At 60.7% G+C, this 21822-nt stretch carries 19 protein-coding genes and 1 tRNA gene; 12 read left to right on the top strand and 8 right to left on the bottom strand.

Annotation, left to right across the window (positions count from 1 at the left end; all coding sequences use genetic code 11):
• Nucleotides 1-10: 10 nt before the first annotated feature.
• Entirely contained in the window at nt 11-289 is a 279-nt protein-coding gene (gene secE, locus HMPREF2710_RS00630) for a preprotein translocase subunit SecE (protein ID WP_012903011.1), read from the bottom strand.
• Between the two features lie 77 nt (nt 290-366).
• A tRNA-Trp gene (locus HMPREF2710_RS00625) sits at nt 367-439 on the bottom strand.
• A gap of 354 nt (nt 440-793) precedes the next feature.
• On the opposite strand from HMPREF2710_RS00625, the gene HMPREF2710_RS00620 reads away from it, so the two are divergent.
• Both HMPREF2710_RS00620 and HMPREF2710_RS00615 read left to right on the top strand, forming a co-directional pair.
• Nucleotides 794-1996 carry a pyridoxal phosphate-dependent aminotransferase gene (locus HMPREF2710_RS00620; protein WP_005508355.1) on the top strand — a complete coding sequence of 401 codons (1203 nt, stop codon included), beginning with the start codon at nt 794-796 and terminating at the stop codon, nt 1994-1996.
• 460 nt (nt 1997-2456) lie between these two features.
• The gene (locus HMPREF2710_RS00615; protein ID WP_005504866.1) at nt 2457-3488 is read left to right on the top strand and encodes a 6-phosphofructokinase; all 1032 of its coding nucleotides are present in this window, start codon (nt 2457-2459) and stop codon (nt 3486-3488) included.
• A 141-nt stretch (nt 3489-3629) separates the two neighbouring features.
• Here the strand turns inward: HMPREF2710_RS00615 and HMPREF2710_RS00610 are convergent, their stop codons facing one another.
• Complete coding sequence (locus HMPREF2710_RS00610) at nt 3630-4865, bottom strand: CAF17-like 4Fe-4S cluster assembly/insertion protein YgfZ (protein WP_070599003.1); 1236 nt, start codon at nt 4863-4865, stop codon at nt 3630-3632.
• Between the two features lie 65 nt (nt 4866-4930).
• Nucleotides 4931-5620 (bottom strand): nitrobindin family protein, encoded by a 690-nt coding sequence (locus HMPREF2710_RS00605; protein ID WP_049349557.1) that lies wholly within the window; start codon nt 5618-5620, stop codon nt 4931-4933.
• 622 nt (nt 5621-6242) lie between these two features.
• On the opposite strand from HMPREF2710_RS00605, the gene HMPREF2710_RS00600 reads away from it, so the two are divergent.
• From HMPREF2710_RS00600 to asd, 7 genes are all read left to right on the top strand, one after another.
• Nucleotides 6243-6920, top strand: coding sequence for a winged helix-turn-helix transcriptional regulator (locus HMPREF2710_RS00600; protein WP_080976894.1), 678 nt, complete (start codon nt 6243-6245; stop codon nt 6918-6920).
• 180 nt (nt 6921-7100) lie between these two features.
• Nucleotides 7101-8165 (top strand): mycothiol synthase, encoded by a 1065-nt coding sequence (gene mshD / locus HMPREF2710_RS00595; RefSeq protein ID WP_049360528.1) that lies wholly within the window; start codon nt 7101-7103, stop codon nt 8163-8165.
• A 66-nt stretch (nt 8166-8231) separates the two neighbouring features.
• Complete coding sequence (locus HMPREF2710_RS00590) at nt 8232-10505, top strand: RNA degradosome polyphosphate kinase (RefSeq protein ID WP_083303470.1); 2274 nt, start codon at nt 8232-8234, stop codon at nt 10503-10505.
• Between the two features lie 251 nt (nt 10506-10756).
• Complete coding sequence (locus HMPREF2710_RS00585; RefSeq protein ID WP_070506976.1) at nt 10757-11764, top strand: NUDIX hydrolase; 1008 nt, start codon at nt 10757-10759, stop codon at nt 11762-11764.
• A 153-nt stretch (nt 11765-11917) separates the two neighbouring features.
• Complete coding sequence (locus tag HMPREF2710_RS00580) at nt 11918-12799, top strand: thymidylate synthase (RefSeq protein ID WP_049341085.1); 882 nt, start codon at nt 11918-11920, stop codon at nt 12797-12799.
• A 24-nt stretch (nt 12800-12823) separates the two neighbouring features.
• Entirely contained in the window at nt 12824-13489 is a 666-nt protein-coding gene (locus tag HMPREF2710_RS00575) for a dihydrofolate reductase (RefSeq protein WP_070506982.1), read from the top strand.
• Between the two features lie 209 nt (nt 13490-13698).
• Nucleotides 13699-14838, top strand: coding sequence for an aspartate-semialdehyde dehydrogenase (gene asd, locus HMPREF2710_RS00570; RefSeq protein WP_070598999.1), 1140 nt, complete (start codon nt 13699-13701; stop codon nt 14836-14838).
• Nucleotides 14839-14959: 121 nt separating this feature from the next.
• Here asd and HMPREF2710_RS00565 read toward each other — a convergent pair whose 3' ends face one another.
• Nucleotides 14960-15322 (bottom strand): PGPGW domain-containing protein, encoded by a 363-nt coding sequence (locus HMPREF2710_RS00565; protein WP_070598997.1) that lies wholly within the window; start codon nt 15320-15322, stop codon nt 14960-14962.
• A 215-nt stretch (nt 15323-15537) separates the two neighbouring features.
• Between HMPREF2710_RS00565 and HMPREF2710_RS00560 the strand changes: the two genes are divergently transcribed.
• On the top strand, nt 15538-16965 hold the full coding sequence (locus tag HMPREF2710_RS00560) for an MFS transporter (protein WP_070506988.1): 1428 nt from the start codon (nt 15538-15540) through the stop codon (nt 16963-16965).
• A gap of 133 nt (nt 16966-17098) precedes the next feature.
• Nucleotides 17099-18058 (top strand): histidine kinase, encoded by a 960-nt coding sequence (locus tag HMPREF2710_RS00555; RefSeq protein WP_070598993.1) that lies wholly within the window; start codon nt 17099-17101, stop codon nt 18056-18058.
• Between the two features lie 103 nt (nt 18059-18161).
• Here HMPREF2710_RS00555 and HMPREF2710_RS00550 read toward each other — a convergent pair whose 3' ends face one another.
• The 3 genes from HMPREF2710_RS00550 to HMPREF2710_RS00540 form a co-directional block, all read right to left on the bottom strand.
• On the bottom strand, nt 18162-19268 hold the full coding sequence (locus HMPREF2710_RS00550) for a UDP-N-acetylmuramate dehydrogenase (protein ID WP_070598991.1): 1107 nt from the start codon (nt 19266-19268) through the stop codon (nt 18162-18164).
• Nucleotides 19269-19515: 247 nt separating this feature from the next.
• The gene (locus HMPREF2710_RS00545; protein ID WP_005508334.1) at nt 19516-19977 is read right to left on the bottom strand and encodes a MaoC family dehydratase; all 462 of its coding nucleotides are present in this window, start codon (nt 19975-19977) and stop codon (nt 19516-19518) included.
• Complete coding sequence (locus HMPREF2710_RS00540) at nt 19977-20429, bottom strand: MaoC family dehydratase N-terminal domain-containing protein (protein ID WP_005504824.1); 453 nt, start codon at nt 20427-20429, stop codon at nt 19977-19979. The genes HMPREF2710_RS00545 and HMPREF2710_RS00540 overlap by 1 nt, the downstream gene beginning before the upstream one ends.
• Nucleotides 20430-20630: 201 nt before the next feature.
• On the opposite strand from HMPREF2710_RS00540, the gene HMPREF2710_RS00535 reads away from it, so the two are divergent.
• Nucleotides 20631-21632, top strand: coding sequence for an LLM class flavin-dependent oxidoreductase (locus HMPREF2710_RS00535; RefSeq protein WP_049347348.1), 1002 nt, complete (start codon nt 20631-20633; stop codon nt 21630-21632).
• Nucleotides 21633-21822 lie beyond the last annotated feature (190 nt).

Here is a 21822-nt window from a genome sequence, read left to right as displayed (position 1 = left end):
GCAGCCAGTACTAGTTACGCTGAATGGTTCCGTTACCGAAAATCCAGAATGCTCCCTGGCCGAAAAGATAATCCAGACCAGAAATAAGAAGGAGCATCACCACGACGAAGAACAGAACTCCGAAGAAGTAACCAACCAGTTCACGTCCGGTGGGAGTAGTAACCTTCTTCAACTCCGCAATAACTTCACGGAGGAATGCAAAAATACGGCCGAAGAAACCGAGCTTCTTATCGCTCTTCGACGATGCGCCGGGCTTAACAACCTTCTCGGCGGTAGCAGACGATGCCATTTCTTCTGCCCCTTTCTGAGTCTAAAAAAGTACGCCCGGGGAACGGGCGTACGAAGATGTTATTGAGGCAATAAAAGCAGGGCGGACAGGACTCGAACCTGCAACCTGCGGTTTTGGAGACCGCTGCTCTACCAATTGAGCCACCACCCTTTGAAGCGTTAACTTCAGGTGTGAGAGTTGCTTCTCACTTGTCTACTCCTCCATTGCCTCCTAAGCCGTGGGCTTTAGAGGGGCAAACAATTACACCCTTGCGGGTGCAGAACTAACTGTAAACCATCTTTCGGGGCCGATGCAACTTCAGAATGTAATATTTTTCGAAAAACCTCTTGAGATACCTTGACGAAGGGTTCCGCATCACTACTAGTGGACCGTATCCTAATAAGAGGAATGCCGCACACACCCGCGCCCATCAGGCGCAGATTGGTCCCACACGTGCATTCCCATCACCTATTTCCTTGTCGACTTCACGCCGGCAGCGCACAAGAAGAAAGAGAAGAGAGCCCCATGGCGCGTATTTCAAGCCGCATCGGTGCCATCGCACCCTCCGCAACCCTTGCCGTCGACGCAAAGGCAAAAGCACTCAAGGCTCAGGGACGCCCCGTCATCGGTTTCGGCGCAGGCGAACCGGACTTCCCCACCCCCGCGCACATTGTGGACGCCGCACGCGAAGCGCTCAACGACCCCAAGAACTTCCGATACTCCCCCGCCTCCGGTCTTCCCGAACTGAAGAAGGCAATCGCGGAAAAGACCCTGCGCGACTCCGGCGTAGAGATTGACCCCTCCCAGGTTGTCATCACCAACGGCGGCAAGCAGGCGGTCTACCAGGCATTCGCAACCGTCATCGACGAAGGCGACGACGTCCTGTTGCCCGCACCCTACTGGACCACCTACCCCGAGTGCATCCGCCTGGCCGGCGGCAACCCCATCGAGGTATTCGCCGGTAGCGACCAGCACTACAAGGTCACCGTCGAGCAGCTCGAAGCAGCCTACACCCCCGCCACCAAGGCGCTCATCTTCGTCTCCCCTTCCAACCCGACCGGTGCCGTCTACACCGAAGAGGAAACCCGCGCCATCGGCGAATGGGCTTTGTCTAAGGGTATTTTCGTGCTGACCGACGAGATTTACGAGCACCTCACCTATGACGGTGTTCAGGCAGTCTCCATCCTGAAGGCGGTGCCCGAGCTCGCTGACCTGTGCGTCATCCTCAACGGTGTGGCAAAGACCTACGCCATGACCGGTTGGCGTGTGGGCTGGATGATTGGCCCGCGCGACGTCATCGCCGCAGCCTCCAACCTGCAGTCCCACATGACCTCCAACGTCAACAACATCGCCCAGCGCGCAGCCCTTGCCGCACTGACCGGCCCGCAGGACGACGTAGAAATCATGCACGCCGCCTTCGACCGCCGCCGCCGCACCATCGTAGATGGCCTGAACGCTATTGAAGGCGTGCACTGCCCCGTACCCACCGGCGCGTTCTACGCCTACCCGGACGTACGCGAACTGCTCGGCAAGGAAATTGAAGGCGTACGCCCGCAGACCACCGCAGAGCTGGCTGAGCTCATCCTCGAAAAGGCTGAGGTCGCCGTAGTTCCCGGCGAGGCATTCGGTCCCAGCGGCTACCTGCGCCTCTCCTACGCCCTGAGCGACGAGGACCTGGCGGAGGGCCTGGCACGCCTGCAGAAGTTCCTCGGTCAGGCACGCGACTAGTTCGCAGCTCTCCGGACCGCGTCTCTTGCCCCGGCGGGAGGTGCGGTTTAGGTGTTGGGTGAACCGGCACAAAACAATCAAACACAGGGCTATTGACCGTTTTATGTCCTAAAAACCGGGAATCCCACAAAGATTTAAAAATATTTTTAAAACGTTCGAGGCCTCCCGCATCTTTTCGGATGCGCGGAGGCCTCGTTTGCCTCTTCGGTGCCATAGGTGGGAAGCGGCGGCTATTTGTGTTTCAAACCCAAACATACAGGTTTCAAAAACCTGAACTTTTATGCCGCGATTTGGGCATTCCCACGCCTTTCCACCACTACCAACACAACCCAAACACCGCTAAAATAGAGACCAAGAGAACGACCTCCCGACCGGCACACATTCCCGTGCCAAAATCGCGGAGGTCATAGTTATATACGCGCGCACAACACCTAAAACGCGCAGACATTAGGAGCCAACCATGAAGATCGGTCTGCTTACTTCCGGCGGCGACTGCCCCGGCCTGAACGCTGTCATCCGCGGCGCCGTGCTCAACGGTGTCAAGAAGTACGGCTACGAATTCGTCGGCTTCCGCGATGGCTGGCGCGGCGTCGTTGAAGGCGACTACATGGACCTGCCCCGCCAGAAGGTCCGCGGCCTGGCAGCCCAGGGCGGCACCATCATCGGTACCTCCCGCACCAACCCCTTCGACGGCCCCAACGGTGGCCCCGAGAACATCGAAATCATGATGGAACGCCACGGCATCGACGCAATCGTCGCTATCGGCGGTGAAGGCACCCTCGCAGGCGCAAAGCGTCTGGCAGACGCAGGCCTGCCCGTCATCGGTGTCCCCAAGACCATTGACAACGACCTGCGCGCAACCGACTACACCTTCGGCTTCGACACCGCAGTGTCCATCGCAACCGAGGCTATGGACCGCATCCGCACCACCGGTGAATCGCACCACCGCTGCATGGTTGCAGAGGTCATGGGCCGCCACGTCGGCTGGATCGCACTGCACTCCGGTATGGCTGCAGGCGCACACGCAATCCTGATCCCCGAGGTCAAGGTCTCCATGGAGCAGGTTGCTGAATGGGTCAAGGAAGTACACGACCGCGGCCGCTCTCCCCTGGTTGTTGTTGCTGAGGGCTTCATCCCCGAAGGCTTCGACGACGTCATGGCAAACAAGGGTACCGAGAAGGACGGTCGTCCCCGCCTCGGTGGTATCGGTGAGTACATCACCCACGAAATCGAGAAGATGACCGGCGTCGAAACCCGTAACACCATCCTGGGCCACATCCAGCGCGGTGGCGCACCCACCGGCTACGACCGCGTGCTCGCAACCCGCCTGGGCATGGGCGCAGTCGACATGGTCGCTCAGAAGCAGTGGGGCAAGATGGTCTCCGTTCAGGGCACCGAGATCAAGTACGTACCCCTTGAAGAGGCACTGGACGGTCTGAAGTCCGTACCTCAGGAACGTTGGGAAGAAGCAGCCGTCCTCTTCGGCCGCTAAACCCCGCAAGCTCAGCAAGCTCAGCAAGCTCGCTGAGCACTCATACTAAAACCGCGGAGGCGGGCACTCGCAACGAGTGTCCGCCTCCGCGGTTCTAGTTGGGATGGGTTCTAGTTCAGGCGGTTTTGGGTCGGGGAGCGCCTAGCGCTTCAGGAAGTCCTGACCCGCCAAAGAACGACGCGCCACCTCACCGGACTCCGGCGAAACCACCGTCGTCTGAGCCACCGCGTACTCGGTCGCCGGCGCCGGCGAACCATCGGGCAGGAAATCGCCGCCATCAACCGCACGCAAAGGCGCCTGCGGGTCAACGCCGCGTTTAATCACAGCCAGAGCAATCGGGCCCGCCTCGTGATGCAACGCCACTGAGGTAATACGACCGACCGGGCGGGACTTGCCCTCCACGAACAGCTCACTACCTGCCGCCGGCAGGGTGTGCTCCGAACCGTCAATATCCAAGAACACCAGGCGGCGCGGCGGGCGGCCCAGGTTATGCACACGAGCCACCGTCTCCTGCCCCTTGTAGCAGCCCTTATCAAAATGCACCGCCGTACGGGTGTAATCCAGCTCCTGCGGGATGGTCTTATCGTCAGCCTCGGTGCCATAGCGGGGGCGCCACGCCTCAATACGCAGAGCCTCCGCAGCCCACAGACCCGCAAAACGCGCGTCCGAAGATTCAGCCAGGGCGGGCAGAACAGAGCGCGGCACGATGCTCAAGAAACGCACGTAGTCCGCGCCAGGGTGAGCGTCACCCGCCTCATCGTAACGGTAGCTGCCAGGTGCCGGAGTGTGCCAAGAGTCCTCCCACACCAGCGGCTTAGTCTCGGCGAGCGCCGGATGCACCGAACCGTCCTGCAGAATCGGGTTGCGGGCGCTCTCCAGCACGGCGTACTCGTCGCTGAGGTTCTGTACCTCAACACGCATCATGAACTTCATGCGGTTCAGGTAATCGGTCAGCGGCTGAGCCTGGTCGCCCTCCACGATGAGCCAGAGCGCCTCGCCATCTTCGATAGCAGCCGGGGCATACTCCACGCGGCCCTGAGGCGAAAGCAGCAGGAACTCGCGGCTCTCCCCGGCGGTCATGCCGGTCAGAATCTGAGAAGCGATGGAAGTCAGCCAAGTCTGGCGGTCCGGACCCGCAACACGCACTACGCCCAGGGAGGAGCGGTCCACTAACACTAGCGGCTCATCCGCACCGGCGGAGCGGTCGAAGCTGAGGGCGCGCTGCTCCAGCATGGGGTTGCCGTAGTGTGCGGCGACGCCGGCATCCAGCCCGGAGGCGGCAAAAGCGCCGTGCAGGCTCAGCAGGGGGCTCACCGGGCGGGAGGCATCGGGCTGGGGTGCCTCAGCCTGAGGCGCTTCAATCGAAGATTCAGTCACGGAAGGTGCACCTTTCACGCAAAGAGTCTGCCCCGCCGACCAGCGGGGCAGACACAAGTTAGTTATTAGGCGGTGGGCTCAGAGCCGGGCTCGCCGGTGGGCTCTTCGCCGTCCAGGGAACCGAACATCGAAGTGCCCAGGGAGTCGCCGGTCATCGAAGAGGTCTTACGCAGCTCAGCGGAAGCGTGCTTGTGCAGCTTGCCCTCGGCGTCTGCGACCTCCCAGTCCCACATGAGGTTGCCGTTGACCAGGCCCCACAGTCGCACGGAGCCTGCGTATTCGTGGGAAATGTCGTCGCGCAGTAGGTTGCCGGTCTGCATGCGGATGACCGGACCCTTAACCATGCCCACGTAGTTTTCGCTAATACCGCCGGGGTGCGCAATGGTTGCCAGCAGGGAGAAGCCGTCGTCGGCGTTGCGGAGAGTCTCTACGCTTGCCGCGTCAGCGAAGGCGGGAACAACGTCCTTGGGGACGATACCGAAGCCGCCGTCAGCGTCGGTGAGGGGGCGGTCAATCTGCCAGAAACCGGTTTCAACGGTGATGGGGCGCAGCTTCTGACCCTCGTCATCGAGCAGGAAAGACTCAGCGCGGTATTCAATGAAGGGCAGACCATCCTGCTCAAAAGTAATAATCTGGCCGAAGGGGGTGTTTTCCTGGCCTTCGTACCACATGGTTCCGGTGCCTTCCCAGGTGCCGAGCAACCATGCGAAGGGAACAAGTTCAGGGGTTAGGTTGGTAGGGATTTCAATAGCCATACCTTCCATTTTAGTATCCTGCGTACAACAGTAGCCTGTTCGTTCGCTCACGGCACGGGGTAGCACCGCCGTCTGCAGAGTAAACGGTACGGCGGGCAACATAAAGAAAACCCCCAACCGGAGGGGACCGGGTGGGGGTTCACGCCGCCATTGGCGAGGCGGTACGAACCGTACGACCGCCTAAAGCCCTGTGTGGGCGATGCTTCTGCTCTGTGCGGGAAGACTACTTCTGTCCGCTGAAGAGGCCACGCAACACTGCGAATGCACCGATACCGATGCACACGGAGATAATAGCCATCAGCGACATGAAGAGAGCTTCAAGAGCCATAAGATTGTTTTCCATGCCTTAAACCTACCACAGACCCACCCCGAAAGGGCGCAGAATCAACGGCTGAAACATAGTGAACAGCACGATTCTCAACAGGCATACGCCCCACCCGGCGCCAGCAAAATATTAGCCCCGCAGAATCCGGGTAGGTGCCCCATCATAGCCAGCTGAGAAGCCTGTACGAACAGTCCGGAATACGATATTCGGCCCGGTCTACACCGGCGCCCACAGCCGCGTCACAGCCTGGCGAGTACACTAGAAAGAGCCTAATATTTTACCGGGAAAGGAGAGGGTGTGTACCGTATTGCGCTTCTGAGCGATACCGCCGCGCAGGATATGATCCCCTCGCTGAGTCTACTCAGCCACAAGGTACACGTTTTCCCCCTCGACACCGCCCATACCACCCTTGAAACCGAGACATTCGACCTGCTCATGGTCGATGCCCGCACCGCCCTCGTCAAAGCACGCCACTGCGCCCAGCTACTGCGCGCCGCAGGTGTGCAACTGCCGCTCATCGCACTCCTGAACGAAGGTGGCATGGCGGCTGTTGCCGCCTCCTGGCAGGTGGACGATATTGTCTCTGACCAGGCCTCCCCTTCCGAAATGGATGCGCGTCTGCGTCTTGCCATCAAAAGGGAAGCAACCGCTGAAGAAGAAAACCAGCAGGAACGAGTGGTACGCGCAGGCAACCTCGTGATTGACACCCAGGCGTACTCCGCGCATCTTTCCGGTACCGCACTGAACCTGACCTTCAAAGAGTTTGAACTGCTCAAATTCATGGCGCTACACCCCGGACGGGTCTTCTCCCGCGCCCAACTGCTCTCCGAAGTGTGGGGTTACGACTCCTACTACGGCGGTACCCGCACCGTGGATGTGCACGTGCGTCGTCTGCGTTCCAAGCTCGGCACCGAGTACGAGCAGATGATTTCGACCGTGCGTAATGTGGGGTATTCCTTCAATAGCACCCGCTAAATTTCGCGGCGCCAACCCCTCATTTGGTGTATCCGCTCTGCGAGTTGCCCCGGTGCTGCGCCGAGTACCAGAATGCGTAAATGTTCCGGTTCTTGTCATATTCGCCCAGGACGGAGAACAAACTCTCCAAAGAGCAACTATCCCCGGTAGAGTTGAATCAGAAGGCTACGAAAGAAGGCGATGATGGTACACAACCAGACACCCGATTCCTCCACCCTGTCCACTGCAAGCACCCCGGTCTACGCAGAACCGCAGCTCACCGAAGAGCTGCTGGAACGCTTCGATTCCTTCGCGCAGAAGGTTGCCCGCCATGACGGCGTCTCGGCGTTCTCTGAGCAGACCCGCATTGAGCTGAGTAAGGCACTCCGCGAAAGCACCCTGACCCCTCCGCGTTTCTTTGTCGCCGAGGATAACGGCACCCTCGCTGCCGTCTTTGTGGCGCTCACCCCCGCCAACGACGAAGACACCGGCGTGATTGAGGCAGCCGTCGCCCCCGAATACCGCGGACAAGGCGTAGGTAGCGCATTCTTCGACCACGCCGTCCGCCAGCTGGGCGATGACGCGACCCGCTACCGCCTCTGGGTTCACGGTAGCGCCACCGACACCGGTATTGAAAGCCCCGCCCACGCGTTTGCAACCCTGCACGGTTTCGAGCCGGTGCGTGTGCTGTACAAGATGGTTCTGCCCCTGGACGCGCAGACCCGCGAAGAGCTTGTGGAACGCTCCGATGCGCGCACTCTGCCGGAGAACCTGCGCATGCGCACCTTCACCGGCGCGGACGAGTTCCCCTGGCTGCGCGTGAACGCCGCCGCTTTTGCGCACCACCCGGAGCAGGGCAAACTCACCCTTGCTGATTTGCGCGAGCGCACCGGCTCCCCCTGGTTCCGCCCCGAGGGTTTCTTCATCGCCTCCGAGGTGGATGATGATTCCGCTATTGCGGCGTTCACCTGGACGAAGATCCCGACCGGTCAGGAGCAGGGCGAGCTGTCCCCCTCCGGCGAGATTTACGTGGTGGGTGTGAACCCGCAGGCTCAGGGAGGCGGCCTGGGCCGAACCCTCACCCTGCGCGCGCTGGCGTACCTGGCGTGCGCTGAGGACGAGAACGGCGAGCCGCTGCGCGCCATCGACCTGTACGTGGATGCTGACAACACCGCCGCATACTCCCTCTACACGTCGTTGGGTTTCGGTGTGGCGACGGTTGACCGCATGTACGCCCCCGCCCAGCAGGCTGAGCCTGCCGCCTAGTTTTTGGTGCGCCACAGTTGGCGTGCCTCTTCACGACTTATCCCCGATCAGAAAGGCAAGTACAGTATGGTACCCGCCCCCAATGGCCTGAATAAGGCGCCTAAGCCTAAGCCGTCTGAGCCTGCGCCCATGACCGGTGTCATTCACATTGGCCACGATATTTCGAAGATTGAGCGTGCCGAGTCCCGCGGTGACCGCATTGAGAAGGGCGAGAAGCGCTCCTACTTCAGTCTGGAAGAGGAGTTCGGCCCGGAGCGTTTCTTCGACCGTGAGAGCAGCTGGCTGGACTTCAACACCCGCGTGCTGGAGCTGGCGGAGGACCCGAACCTGTTCCTGCTGGAGCGTCTGAACTTCCTGTCGATTGTGGCCTCTAACCTGGACGAGTTCTTCATGGTGCGTGTGGCGGGTCTGAAGCGTCGCATTGCGACCGGTCTGGCGGTTCCTTCGGCTGCCGGTCTGAGCCCCGAGGAGCAGATGGAAGAGATTGCTGAACGCGCTCACCAGCTGCAGGCTCGTCACGCTGATGTGTTCCACAACCAGGTGCTGCCGGCTCTGGAGGAGCAGAACATCCGCATTGTGGGTTGGAACGACCTGGATGCGGATGCTAAGCAGCGTCTGCGTCAGGATTTCATGCGCGACATTTTCCCGATTCTGACTCCGCTGGCGGTTGACCCGGCGCATCCCTTCCCCTACATTTCGGGTCTGTCGCTGAACCTTGCGGTGCTGGTGCGTAACCCGCAGACCGGCAAGGAGCTGTTCGCGCGCGTGAAGGTGCCCGATCAGCTGGACCGTATGGTCTCTGTGGATGGTTCGCGCGCCGCCAACACTGCGGGCCGCGAGAGCCGCTACATTGCTCTGGAAGACATCATTGCTGAGCACCTGGATACCCTCTTCCCGGGCATGGAGGTTGTGGAGCACCACGTCTTCCGCGTGACCCGTAACGAGGATCTTGAGGTGGAAGAGGACGATGCAGAGAACCTGCTGAAGGCTCTGGAGAAGGAGCTTCTGCGCCGTCGTTTCGGTCCGCCGGTCCGACTGGAGGTTGAGGACACCATCAACCCGACCATCCTGGATCTGCTGATTTCTGAGCTGAACATCGACGAGTCCGAGGTGTACCGCCTGCCGGCTCCGCTTGATCTGCGCGGCATGAGTGCGATTGTTCGCGCGAACCGCCCGGCTCTGCACTACCCCAAGCACATTGCGCACACTTCCCGCTGGCTCAATGCTACCGAGACTGCGAAGGCTGCAGACGTTTTCGCTGCCGCCCGCGACCACGACGTGTTGCTGCACCACCCGTACGATTCGTTTGCGACCAGTGTGCAGGCGTTCCTGGCGCAGGCTGCCGCTGACCCGCGTGTTCAGGCGATTAAGCAGACTCTGTACCGCACCAGTGGCGATTCCCCTATTGTGGATGCGCTGATTGAGGCAGCTGAGGCTGGCAAGCAGGTTGTGGCGCTGGTGGAGATTAAGGCTCGCTTTGATGAGGAAGCCAACATCTCGTGGGCTCGTAAGCTGGAGCGCGCTGGCGTGCATGTGGTGTACGGCATCGTGGGTCTGAAGACTCACTGCAAGCTGTCTCTGGTGGTACGCCGCGAGGGTAACCACCTGCGTCGTTACGCTCATATTGGTACCGGTAACTACCACCCGTCGACGGCTCGTTTCTACGAGGATTTGGGCATCATCACCTGCGATGAGCAGATTTGTGAGGATGTCTCCCGCCTGTTCAACCAGCTGTCTGGTTACGCACCGAAGACTAACTACCAGTCGCTACTGGTGGCGCCGCGTACTCTGCGTAGCGGCCTGATTGAGTGCATCGATCAGGAGATTGAGAACCATAAGGCGGGCCGTCCGGCGAAGATTCAGTTCAAGTGCAACTCCATGGTGGATGAGGCCATCATCGATTCGCTGTACCGCGCATCGCAGGCTGGTGTGCCGGTGGATGTGGTGGTTCGCGGTATCTGCGCGCTGCGCCCGGGCGTTAAGGGGCTGAGCGAGAATATCCGTGTCCGTTCCGTGCTGGGCCGTTTCTTGGAGCATTCGCGTGTGTTTGCGTTTGAGAATGGTGGCGATCCGATTGTCTACATTGGTTCTGCCGATATGATGCACCGCAACCTGGACCGCCGCATTGAGGCGCTCGTGCCTGTGAAGGATCCGCGCCACGTGAAGTACCTGCGTGATATGTTCACCCTCTACATGAGTGATTCTTCGCGTACCTGGCACCTGGATTCTGAGGGTAACTGGACCCGCCACGATACCGATGACCAGGGCAACCCGCTGCAGGATGTGCAGTCGTACTACCTGAGCTCGCGTTCCCGTAAGAACGTGGTGGATAAGGTCTAAGGATTTGCCGCTGACCTACCGGTGATTTCTGGTTGTGAACCCCGTCTGTTCTCGCGCTTTATGGCGTAGGACAGGCGGGGTTTGCCGCGTGTCGTGCAAAATCTTGGGGTGGACTAGTGCACTTAGCGCAAAAGTGAACAACAGGTTACGTTGAGATTACAACTTGACGCTTCTCTCCCCTACAATTAGACGCGGAGCATGGTGCCCTCTGGCATTGTGCACAAGCCTAGCGAAGAGGTTCAGAGAGAGATATGGCACCGCTGGATTCCCCCTCCATCTACTACTCGGCACGACGTTTTGACGCGGTCAACAGCATTGACCGTTCCCCCGCGAACACTGCGGATATTGTTGCTTCTGGCGCACTGATTTGGCGTATGCGCGATGGTGCGCTTGAGGTCCTGATCATTCACCGCCCTCGTTATGACGACTGGTCCTGGCCTAAGGGCAAGCAGGATCCGGGCGAGTCCCTTGCTGAGACCGCTATTCGTGAGATTCGCGAAGAGGTCGGTCTGCAGGTTGTTCTGGGTGTGCCCCTGGCGGTGACTTCCTACCCGGTGGGTGGCCGTCCGAAGGATGTTTTCTACTGGGCTGCTGAACTGCCCGACGGTGCCCGCGCCCTGGCGGATGAGGGTGAAGTGGATGAGCTGCGCTGGGTGACCACCGATGTGGCTCGCGCGCTGCTGACTAACCAGGATGACCTGGCACCCCTGGAATCCCTGGAGGCTCTGGCTGAGGCGGATGCGCTGCGCACCCGCCCGATTCTCATTGCCCGCCATGCGAAGGCTAAGCCTCGTTCGAACTGGGCTGCTGCTGAGGATGACCGTCCGCTCGCGGCGACCGGCAAGCGTCAGGCGTTGGCCTCTAGCCGTCTCTTTGCGGCGTGGGCTCCGAGCCGTATTATTTCTTCCCCGTGGCTGCGTTGCGTTCAGACCGTGACCCCGTACTCGGTGGATTATGGTGTGTCGGTGAAGGAGAAGAAGTCCCTATCGGAGGCGGGCGCTCAGCGTCACCCGGCACGTACTGCCCGCACCGTGGCGTCACTGTTCGATAAGGATTCTTCGTCCCTGCTGTGCACTCACCGCCCGGTGCTGCCCCAGGTGATGGATGTTCTGCGCGAGTACCTGTTGGAGGGCTCCGCGGAGGTTCTTCCGGCTGAGGACCCGTACCTGGAGCCTGGCGATGCCCTGGTTCTGCAGGTGACCGAGGGCGATAACCCGCGTATTGTCTCGGTGGAGCGAGTACGCGCGGCTCTGGACTAACATCCATATACTTTGATCTTCTAACGGTGAGCGCGCTGGGCTTTATGCTCAGCGCGTTTGCTCTACCTGCGCCCGTTCGAGGGTTTTACAATAGAGGGGCGGTTGATTTGTGGCCGTCTCTCACGTCTACTAACAGGATTCAAGGTTTTTCTTATGACTCACGCAATCCCCACCCCTTACGAAGATCTTCTGCGCGAAATCCTCGAGGAGAACAAGGACGCCATTACGGCGGATGCGCAGCGTTCCGACCGTACCGGCACCGGCACCTTCGGTGTTTTCGGCCGTCAGATGCGTTTTGATCTGCGTGAGTCGTTCCCGCTGATTACCACCAAGCGTGTGCACTTCAAGTCGGTTGCTATTGAGCTGCTGTGGTTCTTGCGCGGTTCGTCGAATGTGCGCTGGTTGCAGGAGCGCGGCGTGACCATTTGGGATGAGTGGGCTGATGAGAACGGCGATTTGGGCCCGGTGTACGGCGTGCAGTGGCGTTCGTGGCCGACCCCCGATGGCGGCACGATTGACCAGATTGCGAAGGTTATTGAGTCTCTGAAGAACAACCCGAGCTCTCGCCGTCATATTGTTTCGGCGTGGAACCCCGCCGAGGTGGATAGCATGGCGCTTCCGCCCTGCCACGCGCTGTTCCAGTTCTACGTGTACGAGCGTCCGGACGGTGTGAAGGAGCTGTCCTGCCAGCTGTACCAGCGTAGTGCCGACATGTTCCTGGGCGTGCCCTTCAACATCGCCTCGTATGCATTGCTGACCTACCTGATTGCTGAAGAGGTCGGCATGGTGCCGGGCGAGTTCATCTGGACCGGCGGCGACTGCCACATCTACTCGAACCACCTGGAGCAGGTGAAGAAGCAGCTGGGCTACGGCACCGACCCGGAGGGTAACCCCTACCCGCCGCGCGAACCCTACCCGTACCCGAAGCTGGTTATTAAGACCAAGAAGCCTTCTATCTTCGATTACGAGTATGAAGACTTTGAGCTGGTGGATTATAAGCACCATCCCGGTATTGCCGCACCGATTGCGGTCTAACTGTAGGTAGTTCTAGGAGGCATGATGTATCGTCTGGGTGCTATTTGGGCTCAAACCGATGCCGGCATCATTGGTCGTGACGGGGATATGCCCTGGCGCGCCCCGGAGGATTTGGTGCATTTCAAGAAGGTGACGCTGGGTGCTCCGGTGATTATGGGTCGCCGCACGTGGGAGTCCTTCCCGCCGCGTTTTCGCCCTCTGCCGGGCCGTACGAATATTGTGATTAGCCGTTCTGTGGCCGAGGCGCAAGAGCGTGATGGCGCCCTGTGGGTTCCTTCGCTGGATGCGGCGCTGTACGCGGCTCGTGACGCCGTGGGCGCGCCGGTTGAGGATACCCCCGCGGATACCGTTACCGCGGATACCCCCGCAGTCGACGCCTGGATTCTTGGCGGCGGCTCCGTGTACGCGGAGGCGCTCTCCCGCACCAACCTGCCCGCTTTCGGTCGGGTGAAGACGGTGGAACGGACCCTCTTCTACTGCCAGGAGGGCAACGAGATTACCGGCGATACGCGAGCGCCCGAGCTGCAGCTTGCAAATTCTGCGGGCAGTTGCGAGGGCAGCTCACCAAACGGGTGCTGGCGGGTCACCTCCGAGAGTGCCTGGGAGAATAGTGAGAAGGGCTACCTGCTCGATGAGTCGGGCACGAAGAACCCCATGTACTTCTCGTTCCAGCGGCTCGAACGTATCTAGTTCAAGCTTCCCTCGTTCACTCGCTGATATAGACATGCATTTCAGGCCTGCGGCTGCTCCACCCGGAGCGCCGCGGGCTTGAGTGTTTAATGCGCCTCCCGGTGCCCCGGTAATAAGCCCCGCCTCTTCACACGGTATTCCGTTCCGAATATCAAATTTTTTGTACGGTGTTAGTCCGCACCCGCCAGCCTGAGAGTACACTGGGAACCATGAACTTTAATCCCGGTGACTCTGTAGGTTTTGTTGGCTGGCGCGGCATGGTGGGCTCCGTCCTCATGAAGCGCATGGTTGAGGAAGGCGACTTCGAGGGCATTACCCCCATCTTCTTCACTACCTCTAATGTTGGTGGCGCTGCGCCCACCTTCGACGGCGTAATTGAGCCGTCCGAGCTGAAGGACGCATACGACATTGATGAGCTGCGTAAGCACTCGATTATTGTGACCGCTCAGGGCGGTAGCTACACCGAGGCTGTGCACCCGAAGCTGCGTGCAGCCGGCTGGGACGGCCTGTGGATTGACGCCGCTTCCACCCTGCGCATGAACGATGACTCCATCATCGTGCTGGACCCCATCAACCGCGACGTCATCGACCGCGGCCTGGCATCCGGCGTGAAGGACTTTGTCGGCGGTAACTGCACCGTCTCCTGCCTGCTGATGGGCCTGGGCGGCCTCTTCAAGAACGACCTGGTCGAGTGGGCTACCTCCATGACCTACCAGGCAGCGTCCGGCGGCGGTGCCCGCCACATGCGCGAGGTGCTCGCACAGTTCCGCGACCTGGGCAACGAGGTCTCCGAGGAGCTGAACGACCCCGCATCCGCAATTCTGGACATCGACCGCAAGATCCTTGCTAAGCAGCGCTCCGGTGAGCTGGATTCTTCCCAGTTCGGTGTGCCGCTCGCCGGCTCCCTAATTCCCTGGATCGACTCTGACCTGGGCAACGGTCAGTCCCGCGAAGAGTGGAAGGCTGAGGTCGAGACCAACAAGATCCTGGGCCGCTCCGAAGACGATAAGATCACCATGGACGGTCTGTGTGTCCGCATCGCTGCGATGCGCTCGCACTCTCAGGCGCTGACCATCAAGCTTAAGAAGGACCTGCCGATCGAGGAGATCGAGCGCATCATCGCTGAGGACAACCCCTGGGTTCGCTTCGTGCCGAACGAGCGTGAGGCGTCTATGGAGCAGCTGACCCCCGTGGCTGCTTCCGGCTCTCTGGAAATTCCGGTTGGTCGCGTGCGTAAGCTCGCGATGGGCCCCGAGTACATTAGCGCGTTCACCGTGGGTGACCAGCTGCTGTGGGGTGCTGCTGAGCCGATTCGCCGTATGCTGCAGATTGCTGTTGGCAAGCTCTAAAGCTCACTGACAAGCTATATAAAAGCCCTCGCTACCATTCTTTTCGGATGGGAGCGAGGGCTTTTTGTGCCTGCGTATAGCGCGTGTGGGGTTAGCGCTGGCCGGGTTAGCGTGAGCTAGTTTAGCGCTGGTTTGCGGCGGCTTTGCGTTCCTTACGCTGCTGTCTCCAGGCGCGGTAGCGGTACCAGGCGGTGAGCACCACGTGCTTCATGAAAATATTGGCGCGGCGTGCCCAGGTGAATTCGGTACCCCAAATGCCCAGGCCTATGAAGATGAACAGCCAGCCGGGGCCGGGGGTGACGAGCATAATCAGTCCGGCGATAAAGCAGAAGGCGCCCACGCCGATGACGAGGGGCTTGTAGAGATGACGCATGACCGGATGCGCGTGCATGCGCTCCTTGCGGGCTTCGAGCCAGCGGTGAAAGCGGCTGGTCTCGCTTTCCTTGACTTCATCTTCAATGGTTTTCAGGGGTGGTCCTTCCAAACGTGCCGTAGGTGAGTTTCACCGGGCGGCGGTGGTTAGAGAATAGCACCTACCGCTGGGCGGCGGCTGTGAAAGATTTCTTCATGTTGAGATTTTTCCGTCATCTTCACAATTTTTTCGTTTCAATAGTGTTCAAGTCGAAAGTACCTTTATACACTGTAAGGGAACAATTCGCCCGGCACTACGCCTAAACACTAAGGAAGCGACCCACTACCGTGTCCTCCCCTCGTCCCGTATCAACGGACTCACCCCGCACCAACGCTGCTGCACCCGCTGGTACCTCTGCACCCGCTACTGAACGCAACGCCGCCCCGACTCTCAACGAACGCCTCGAAAACCTGCCCTTCACCCGCGCCCACGGCAAGCTCCTGGGTATCTCGGGTCTCGGCTGGGCACTGGACGCCATGGACGTTGGCCTCATCTCCTTCGTCATGGCGGCACTCATCAAGGAATGGCAGCTCAGCCCCACCGAAGCCTCCTGGCTCGGATCCATCGGATTCGCCGGCATGGCGCTCGGCGCAACCTTCGGCGGCCTACTCGCCGATAAGCTCGGCCGCCGCTACATCTTCGCCCTCACCCTGCTGGTATACGGTCTGGCGACCGGCGCCTCCGCCCTGGCGACCTCCCTGGGTGTGTTGCTCGTCTTCCGTTTCCTGGTCGGTCTGGGTCTGGGCGCGGAACTTCCCGTGGCATCCACTCTGATTTCTGAGTTCTCACCTCGCGCTATCCGCGGCCGCGTCGTGGTCGCGCTGGAGGCTTTCTGGGCTCTGGGCTGGATCCTCGCCGCTCTCATCGGCACCTTCGTCGTTCCGCAGGCGAACGGCTGGCGTTGGGCGCTTGCCATTGGTCTGATTCCCGCCATCTACTCGCTCGTAATCCGTATGGGAACCCCCGAGTCGGTGCGCTTCCTGGAGTCGGTCGGCAAGCACGATCAGGCACGCCAGGTGGTCGAACGTTTCGAGGCCTCTCCCGCGCTCTTCTCCCGAGCCGGTAAGAAGCAGACCGAAGACGCTTCCGCACACGGTGCCGCAGAAAGTGCTGACAACGCAGAATCCGCGAAAATCCACTCCATCTGGGCTGCCGGTCAGCGCCGCAAGACCATCGCCCTGTGCGTCATCTGGTTCTGCATCAACCTCTCCTACTACGGCGCGTTCATCTGGATTCCGGCACTATTGAACGCCCAGGGATTCAGCCTCGTGAAGTCCTTCGCGTTCACGCTCATCATGACCCTTGCCCAGCTGCCCGGCTACGCGGTCGCCGCCTACCTCATCGAAAAGTGGGGCCGACGCACAACCCTGGCGACCTTCCTGCTTGGCTCCGCGCTGGCGGCGGCTGGCTACGGCATGGCGCACGCCGAGGTATTCATCATCCTCGCCGGATGCATGCTCTCCTTCTTCAACCTGGGTGCGTGGGGTGCCCTCTACGCCCTGAGCCCGGAAATCTTCCCGACCCACCTGCGCGGAACCGGCACCGGTGCCGCCGCCGGTATCGGTCGTATCGCCTCCATCGCGGCACCGCTCATTGTGCCGCCGCTGGTCGCATTCGGTGGAACCCCGCTACTCTTTGCGCTCTTCTCCACCGCGTTCCTGGTAGCGGCAACCACCGTGTTCTTCCTCCCTGAACGCCGCGGCGAATCCCTCTAAACGAGCGGCACGCCATACAATATGAGCTGTCCCTCCTGAACGCTCTTTCCGAGCAATCAGAAGGGACAGCCCATTTGTCATTTAAGCCCTCTAACCGTGCGCCACAACCTCAAACTATGAGAGGATACGTTCTATGCTCGATTCCTTCCTCTCCAACCCCTACCGCACAGAGTTCAGCCCCTGGCCCGTGAGCGAACACTACGCCACAGAACGCGCCGGCGGCGTGCCCGAAGCCATGCTGCTACCGGGCGAACTCACCGTGCACCGTGGCGACGGGGCAAAAATGAGCTACTACTTGGACTGGCCCGAGGAATTCAACGAATATACCCGCGCAATCACCCTGCGCCCGCGCACTAAGAACGGCTACCCGCAGGACTTTATGTTCACCGTCGCCGTACGCGACGGCCAAGCTGTCTTCACCGCAACCGCCCTCAGCTTCTGGGAGCAGCGCGACGGCCGCCCCTACGACCGTGAGCCCATCGCCCGCGGCTACGTGGACGTCGCCTCCTACGAATCCTGCGAGGAATACGCCGGCATTTCCGCCGCGCCCACCCTCATCGGCTGGGATATCGCAGACCCCTACCCGGCACGCATGGCGCTCATCCGCGCCCTCTGCGAAGGAGTCGCCAGCAGCATCACGATGGGCACCCGAATCCTCGCGGACGGGCAGGTACAGATCGACCACAAGGACGGGGACCTACTCGCCCTGCACGTGAACGCGGTCAGCACCGTAGGCGGCATGGTCCGCGCCCTCATCATCGAGCAAGACCGCGTACCCAGCGGCGTATCTACCGGCACCTCCGAGCGTGCCGACCTGCAGACGCGCGCCTACTACGCCAACGTGCTCTCCCCCGTTCCCGGCGAGTTTGGAAATCTCGTCTGGTCCCACAGCGAGGACGCGGAATACTACCCGTACCGTCCCACGCGCCACAAGCCGATTTTCCACGCCCCCTGCCCGCCTCAGAAGCTTCCCCTGGCGATTCAGGTGCTGATGGAGCACCTGCCTGCCGCTCCGCTGGCTGCAACGCGCACAGCGCCCAAGCGCAGGCCCTACCTGCCGGGGCAGGCACGTATCTCCTCCCCTCGCCACTAGCTCAGCGGGTCAATACAACGCTTCGGGCGGCCTCTTTATCAGAGACCGCCCGAAGCGTTTATTCTATACGTCCTCGCGCTACGAGAGGCGAGAAGTTAAGCGTTTAGATTTCGCCGTTGACCACGACAGGCTCAGGAACCAGGGTCACACCAAAACGTTCACGCACACCATCGCGCACAGCGCGGGCAATAGCGAAAATATCCTCAGCGGATGCGCCGCCGCGGTTCGTAATCGCCAGGGTGTGCTTGGTCGACAGGCTTGCACGACCCTGAGCGATCTCGCGAGACTCACCCTCCAGGCCGAAGCCCTTCTCGAAACCGGCGTGCTGAATCAGCCAAGCAGCCGAGAGCTTCACGCGATCGGGGTCCTCGACACCCGCGGTAAACGGGGAAGTCTTCACGACCACCGGGAAGTTCGGGGCGCCCTCCGGCAGGGACTCCAGAGTAGAACGCGGAACGATCGGGTTGGTAAAGAAAGAACCGGTGGAGAAGGTGTCACGATCCTCGGGGTTGAGCACCATACCCTTGGAGCCGCGCAACTGAAGCACCTTTTCGCGTACCAGGGCGGATTCGGCGCGCTGACCGGGCTCAACACCCAGACTCTTCGCCAGCTCGGCGTAACGAATCGGGGAGGACAGGCTACCGAGGGTGAACTGGAAATCAACGGTCAGCACCACGTAGCGGGGCGAGCCGTTGACGGTTGCGCGCTTGAGCACCGAGTCGCGGTAGCCGAAGCGCAGGTCTGCGCTCGCGAAGGTCTTCCGAGTGTTCTTTTCACGATCCCAGGTGCGTACGGAGGCGATGAACTCACCCACCTCAACGCCGTATGCGCCGACGTTCTGCACGGGGGTTGCACCCACGGTGCCGGGGATGCCGGAGAGAGCCGCGGGGCCAACCCATTCGTTCTCGATGCTGAGCTTCACGAAGTCGTCCCAGATGGTGCCCGCCTGCACGCGCACGTTCGCGCCGCCGCATGCGGGGATGGGCAGGACCTCTACGCCTTCGGAGGCGATGTGCACGACGGTTCCGTTGAAGCCTTCGTCGGAAACCAGCAGGTTGGAGCCGCCGCCCACGATGAGGACGGGTTCGCCTGCGGCGTCTGCAGCGGAGACTGCTTCGATAATTTCTGCTTCGGAGGTGGCGCGGACGTAGGTCTTAGCGGGGCCGCCTACCTGGGCGGTGGTCAGTTCGCTCAACAGCTTTTCAGTCATAGGTTAAGAATACCGGTCGTTGTGCGGGGTCAACACCCGCCACGCGTTAAAGTCACAAAAACCTTATGGTGATTTTGCCTTCATTTTCCGGCGCGCCTCCCACACAAAAGAAGCGCCACCACCCGCCGGCGAGCGCGCAGCCGAACACACAGCCGAGCATGCAAAAGCCCCGGCACCACCGCATCGCGGTAGCACCAGGGCTTTCACATAGCTACTTTCACGCGGTTATCTACCCGCACAGAAAAATCTATGCCGAGAGACGAACCACAGCCTGGCTCTTCATCAGAACCTTCTGTTCCTTGCCTTCCTCATCACGAGCGGTGACGGTCAGGTCAATGCGGGCGGTGCGCTCTTCCTCATTCAGGGCGCCCACCTTACCGCTGATGGTCAGGGCGTTCGTGGGGGTGTCGGGGTTTTCGCCGCCGGGTGCATCCGCCACGGGAACGGGCTTGGTGAATCGAGTCTGGTAGTCCACAATCGCACCGGGGTCGCCTACCCAGTCGCTCACAAGCTGCACTGCGGTACCCATGGTCAGCATGCCGTGAGCGATTACGCCGGACAGGCCCACCGACTGAGCGAAGCGCTCGTTCCAGTGAATCGGGTTGAAGTCACCGGATGCGCCAGCGTAACGCACCAGCGAAGCGCGGGAGAGCTCCACGGTACGCGAACCGATGTCCTGGCCCTTTTCAAGATCTTCAAAACGCACCATTAGTTTTCCTCCTCAGCACGAACCAGCAGGGAAGAGATGCAGGTGGTGACCGGCTCGCCCTGCGCGTCAACGATTTCTTCGCGGGTGGTCAGCATTGCGCCGGCACCCATGACGCGTACGGAGTCCACGTGAACTTCGGTGCGCAGCTCATCACCGGCAACGATGGGGCGGTGGTGGGTGAAGCGCTGGTCGGCGTGCACCACGCGGGAGAAATCAATACCGGCGGAATCGTCGTTGATGAGTGCCGCGTCAGCTGCCTGCGCCAGGATAATGGCGAAGGTCGGCGGGGCAATCACATCTGCGTACCCTGCCGCGCGGGCTGCCTCAACGTCGTGGTGGAGGGGGTTTTCTGCGTGAACTGCTCGGGCAAATTCGCGGATCTTTTCACGGCCGACAACGTAGGTGTTCTCGGACGGGTAGACCCTGCCCACAATCTCAGGGTTAATGCTCATGGTTTCAGTCTACCGTTCTTGTGCACAGTGTTCAGCTCGAACGCGCAGAGTGGACGCATCAGCAAACAGCCAGCATGGATGCACGCAGTATTTCTTAGCATTGTTTACCTTCTAGCGAAGGCGCCCGGCGCGCCCCTACCCCTACAGCCTGAGCAGGCGTAGACTGAATGGGTACCCGCAATCAATCAAGAAGGAAAAGTTGTGTCTTCCAACGTAAAAATTTCGGTGCTTGACCTGATGCCGCACCGCCCCGATCAGCGTCAGCACCAGACCATGCTCAACACCATCGATGCCGCCCGCGCGGCTGAGTCCTACGGCTACGAGCGTTTCTGGGTCGCTGAGCACCACAATGCCGGTTCCCTGCTGTCCTCGGCGACCGTCGTGGTCATGGCGGAGATTGCCGCCGCAACCGAGCGTATTCGCGTGGGTTCGGGAGGCATTATGCTCCCCAACCACGCACCTTACGTGGTAGCGGAGCAGTTCGGTACCCTCAACGCGTTCCATCCCGGTCGTATTGACCTGGGTGTGGGCCGTGCGCCCGGCACTGACCCGATGACCGCCGCCGCTCTACGCCGCGACGATTCTGCCGCCATGAGCTTCCCCGCCGAGGTGCAGCAGCTGCAGCGTTTCCTGGGCGAGCCCTCCCCCATGCACCGCGTGCACGCCATTCCCGGTCAGGGCTCGAAGGTGCCCCTGTACATTCTGGGTTCTTCCCTGTTCGGTGCGCAGCTTGCCGCACAGCTGGGTCTGCCCTACGCATTCGCTTCGCATTTTGCGCCCGCAATGCTGCAGGAGGCAGTGGACACCTACCGCGCGAACTTCAAGCCCTCGGAGCATCTGGAACAGCCCTACGTCATGGTGGGTGCAACCGCGATGCTCGCCGATACCGACGAGCGAGCACGCTACCTGTACACGACGCAGCAGCAGCATTTCCTGGGTGTGGTGCGCGGCAATTTGTCTTTCGCACCTCCCGTGGAAGATATGGACGCCGTCTGGACCGACGCAGAGAAGATGCACGTTGAACGCATGACCGCTGAGGCAATCGTAGGCTCTCCCGCCACCGCGCAGGCTCGTATTGAGGACCTGGTGGCGCGCACGGGCGCTGACGAGCTTATCGTCATGACCGAGGCGTGGGAGCACGAGGACCGCCTGCGCTCCTACGAGCTGCTGTCCCAGCTGCCGGTGGTGCGCCGCGCCTCCTAACGCTTAGATCAGAGCATAAAGACGAAGCCCCCGAGTTTTTCTCGGGGGCTTTGCTATATCCGGTATAGAGCCCGTGCACTAAGCGCCTGCAGACCGGGCTTTAGGCAAACAAAATAGGTAAAACAAAAAAGCCTGCCTCCGAAGAGACAGGCTTATCTGAGCCCCGACCGGGAATCGATCCCGGGACCTC

The sequence above is a fragment of the Rothia sp. HMSC069D01 genome, assembly GCF_001810135.1.
Taxonomy (GTDB): Bacteria; Actinomycetota; Actinomycetes; order Actinomycetales; family Micrococcaceae; genus Rothia.
This window is presented reverse-complemented; position numbering and strand designations above follow the sequence as displayed.

Bases quoted from the DNA above. Each gene is read 5' to 3' on its own strand.
- secE (WP_012903011.1), bottom strand. From the start codon at position 289: ATGGCATCGTCTGCTACCGCCGAGAAGGTTGTTAAGCCCGGCGCATCG.
- HMPREF2710_RS00620 (WP_005508355.1), top strand. From the start codon at position 794: ATGGCGCGTATTTCAAGCCGCATCGGTGCCATCGCACCCTCCGCAACC.
- HMPREF2710_RS00615 (WP_005504866.1), top strand. From the start codon at position 2,457: ATGAAGATCGGTCTGCTTACTTCCGGCGGCGACTGCCCCGGCCTGAAC.
- HMPREF2710_RS00605 (WP_049349557.1), bottom strand. From the start codon at position 5,620: ATGGCTATTGAAATCCCTACCAACCTAACCCCTGAACTTGTTCCCTTC.
- mshD (WP_049360528.1), top strand. From the start codon at position 7,101: ATGATGGTACACAACCAGACACCCGATTCCTCCACCCTGTCCACTGCA.
- HMPREF2710_RS00590 (WP_083303470.1), top strand. From the start codon at position 8,232: ATGGTACCCGCCCCCAATGGCCTGAATAAGGCGCCTAAGCCTAAGCCG.
- HMPREF2710_RS00585 (WP_070506976.1), top strand. From the start codon at position 10,757: ATGGCACCGCTGGATTCCCCCTCCATCTACTACTCGGCACGACGTTTT.
- HMPREF2710_RS00580 (WP_049341085.1), top strand. From the start codon at position 11,918: ATGACTCACGCAATCCCCACCCCTTACGAAGATCTTCTGCGCGAAATC.
- HMPREF2710_RS00575 (WP_070506982.1), top strand. From the start codon at position 12,824: ATGTATCGTCTGGGTGCTATTTGGGCTCAAACCGATGCCGGCATCATT.
- asd (WP_070598999.1), top strand. From the start codon at position 13,699: ATGAACTTTAATCCCGGTGACTCTGTAGGTTTTGTTGGCTGGCGCGGC.
- HMPREF2710_RS00555 (WP_070598993.1), top strand. From the start codon at position 17,099: ATGCTCGATTCCTTCCTCTCCAACCCCTACCGCACAGAGTTCAGCCCC.
- HMPREF2710_RS00550 (WP_070598991.1), bottom strand. From the start codon at position 19,268: ATGACTGAAAAGCTGTTGAGCGAACTGACCACCGCCCAGGTAGGCGGC.
- HMPREF2710_RS00545 (WP_005508334.1), bottom strand. From the start codon at position 19,977: ATGGTGCGTTTTGAAGATCTTGAAAAGGGCCAGGACATCGGTTCGCGT.
- HMPREF2710_RS00540 (WP_005504824.1), bottom strand. From the start codon at position 20,429: ATGAGCATTAACCCTGAGATTGTGGGCAGGGTCTACCCGTCCGAGAAC.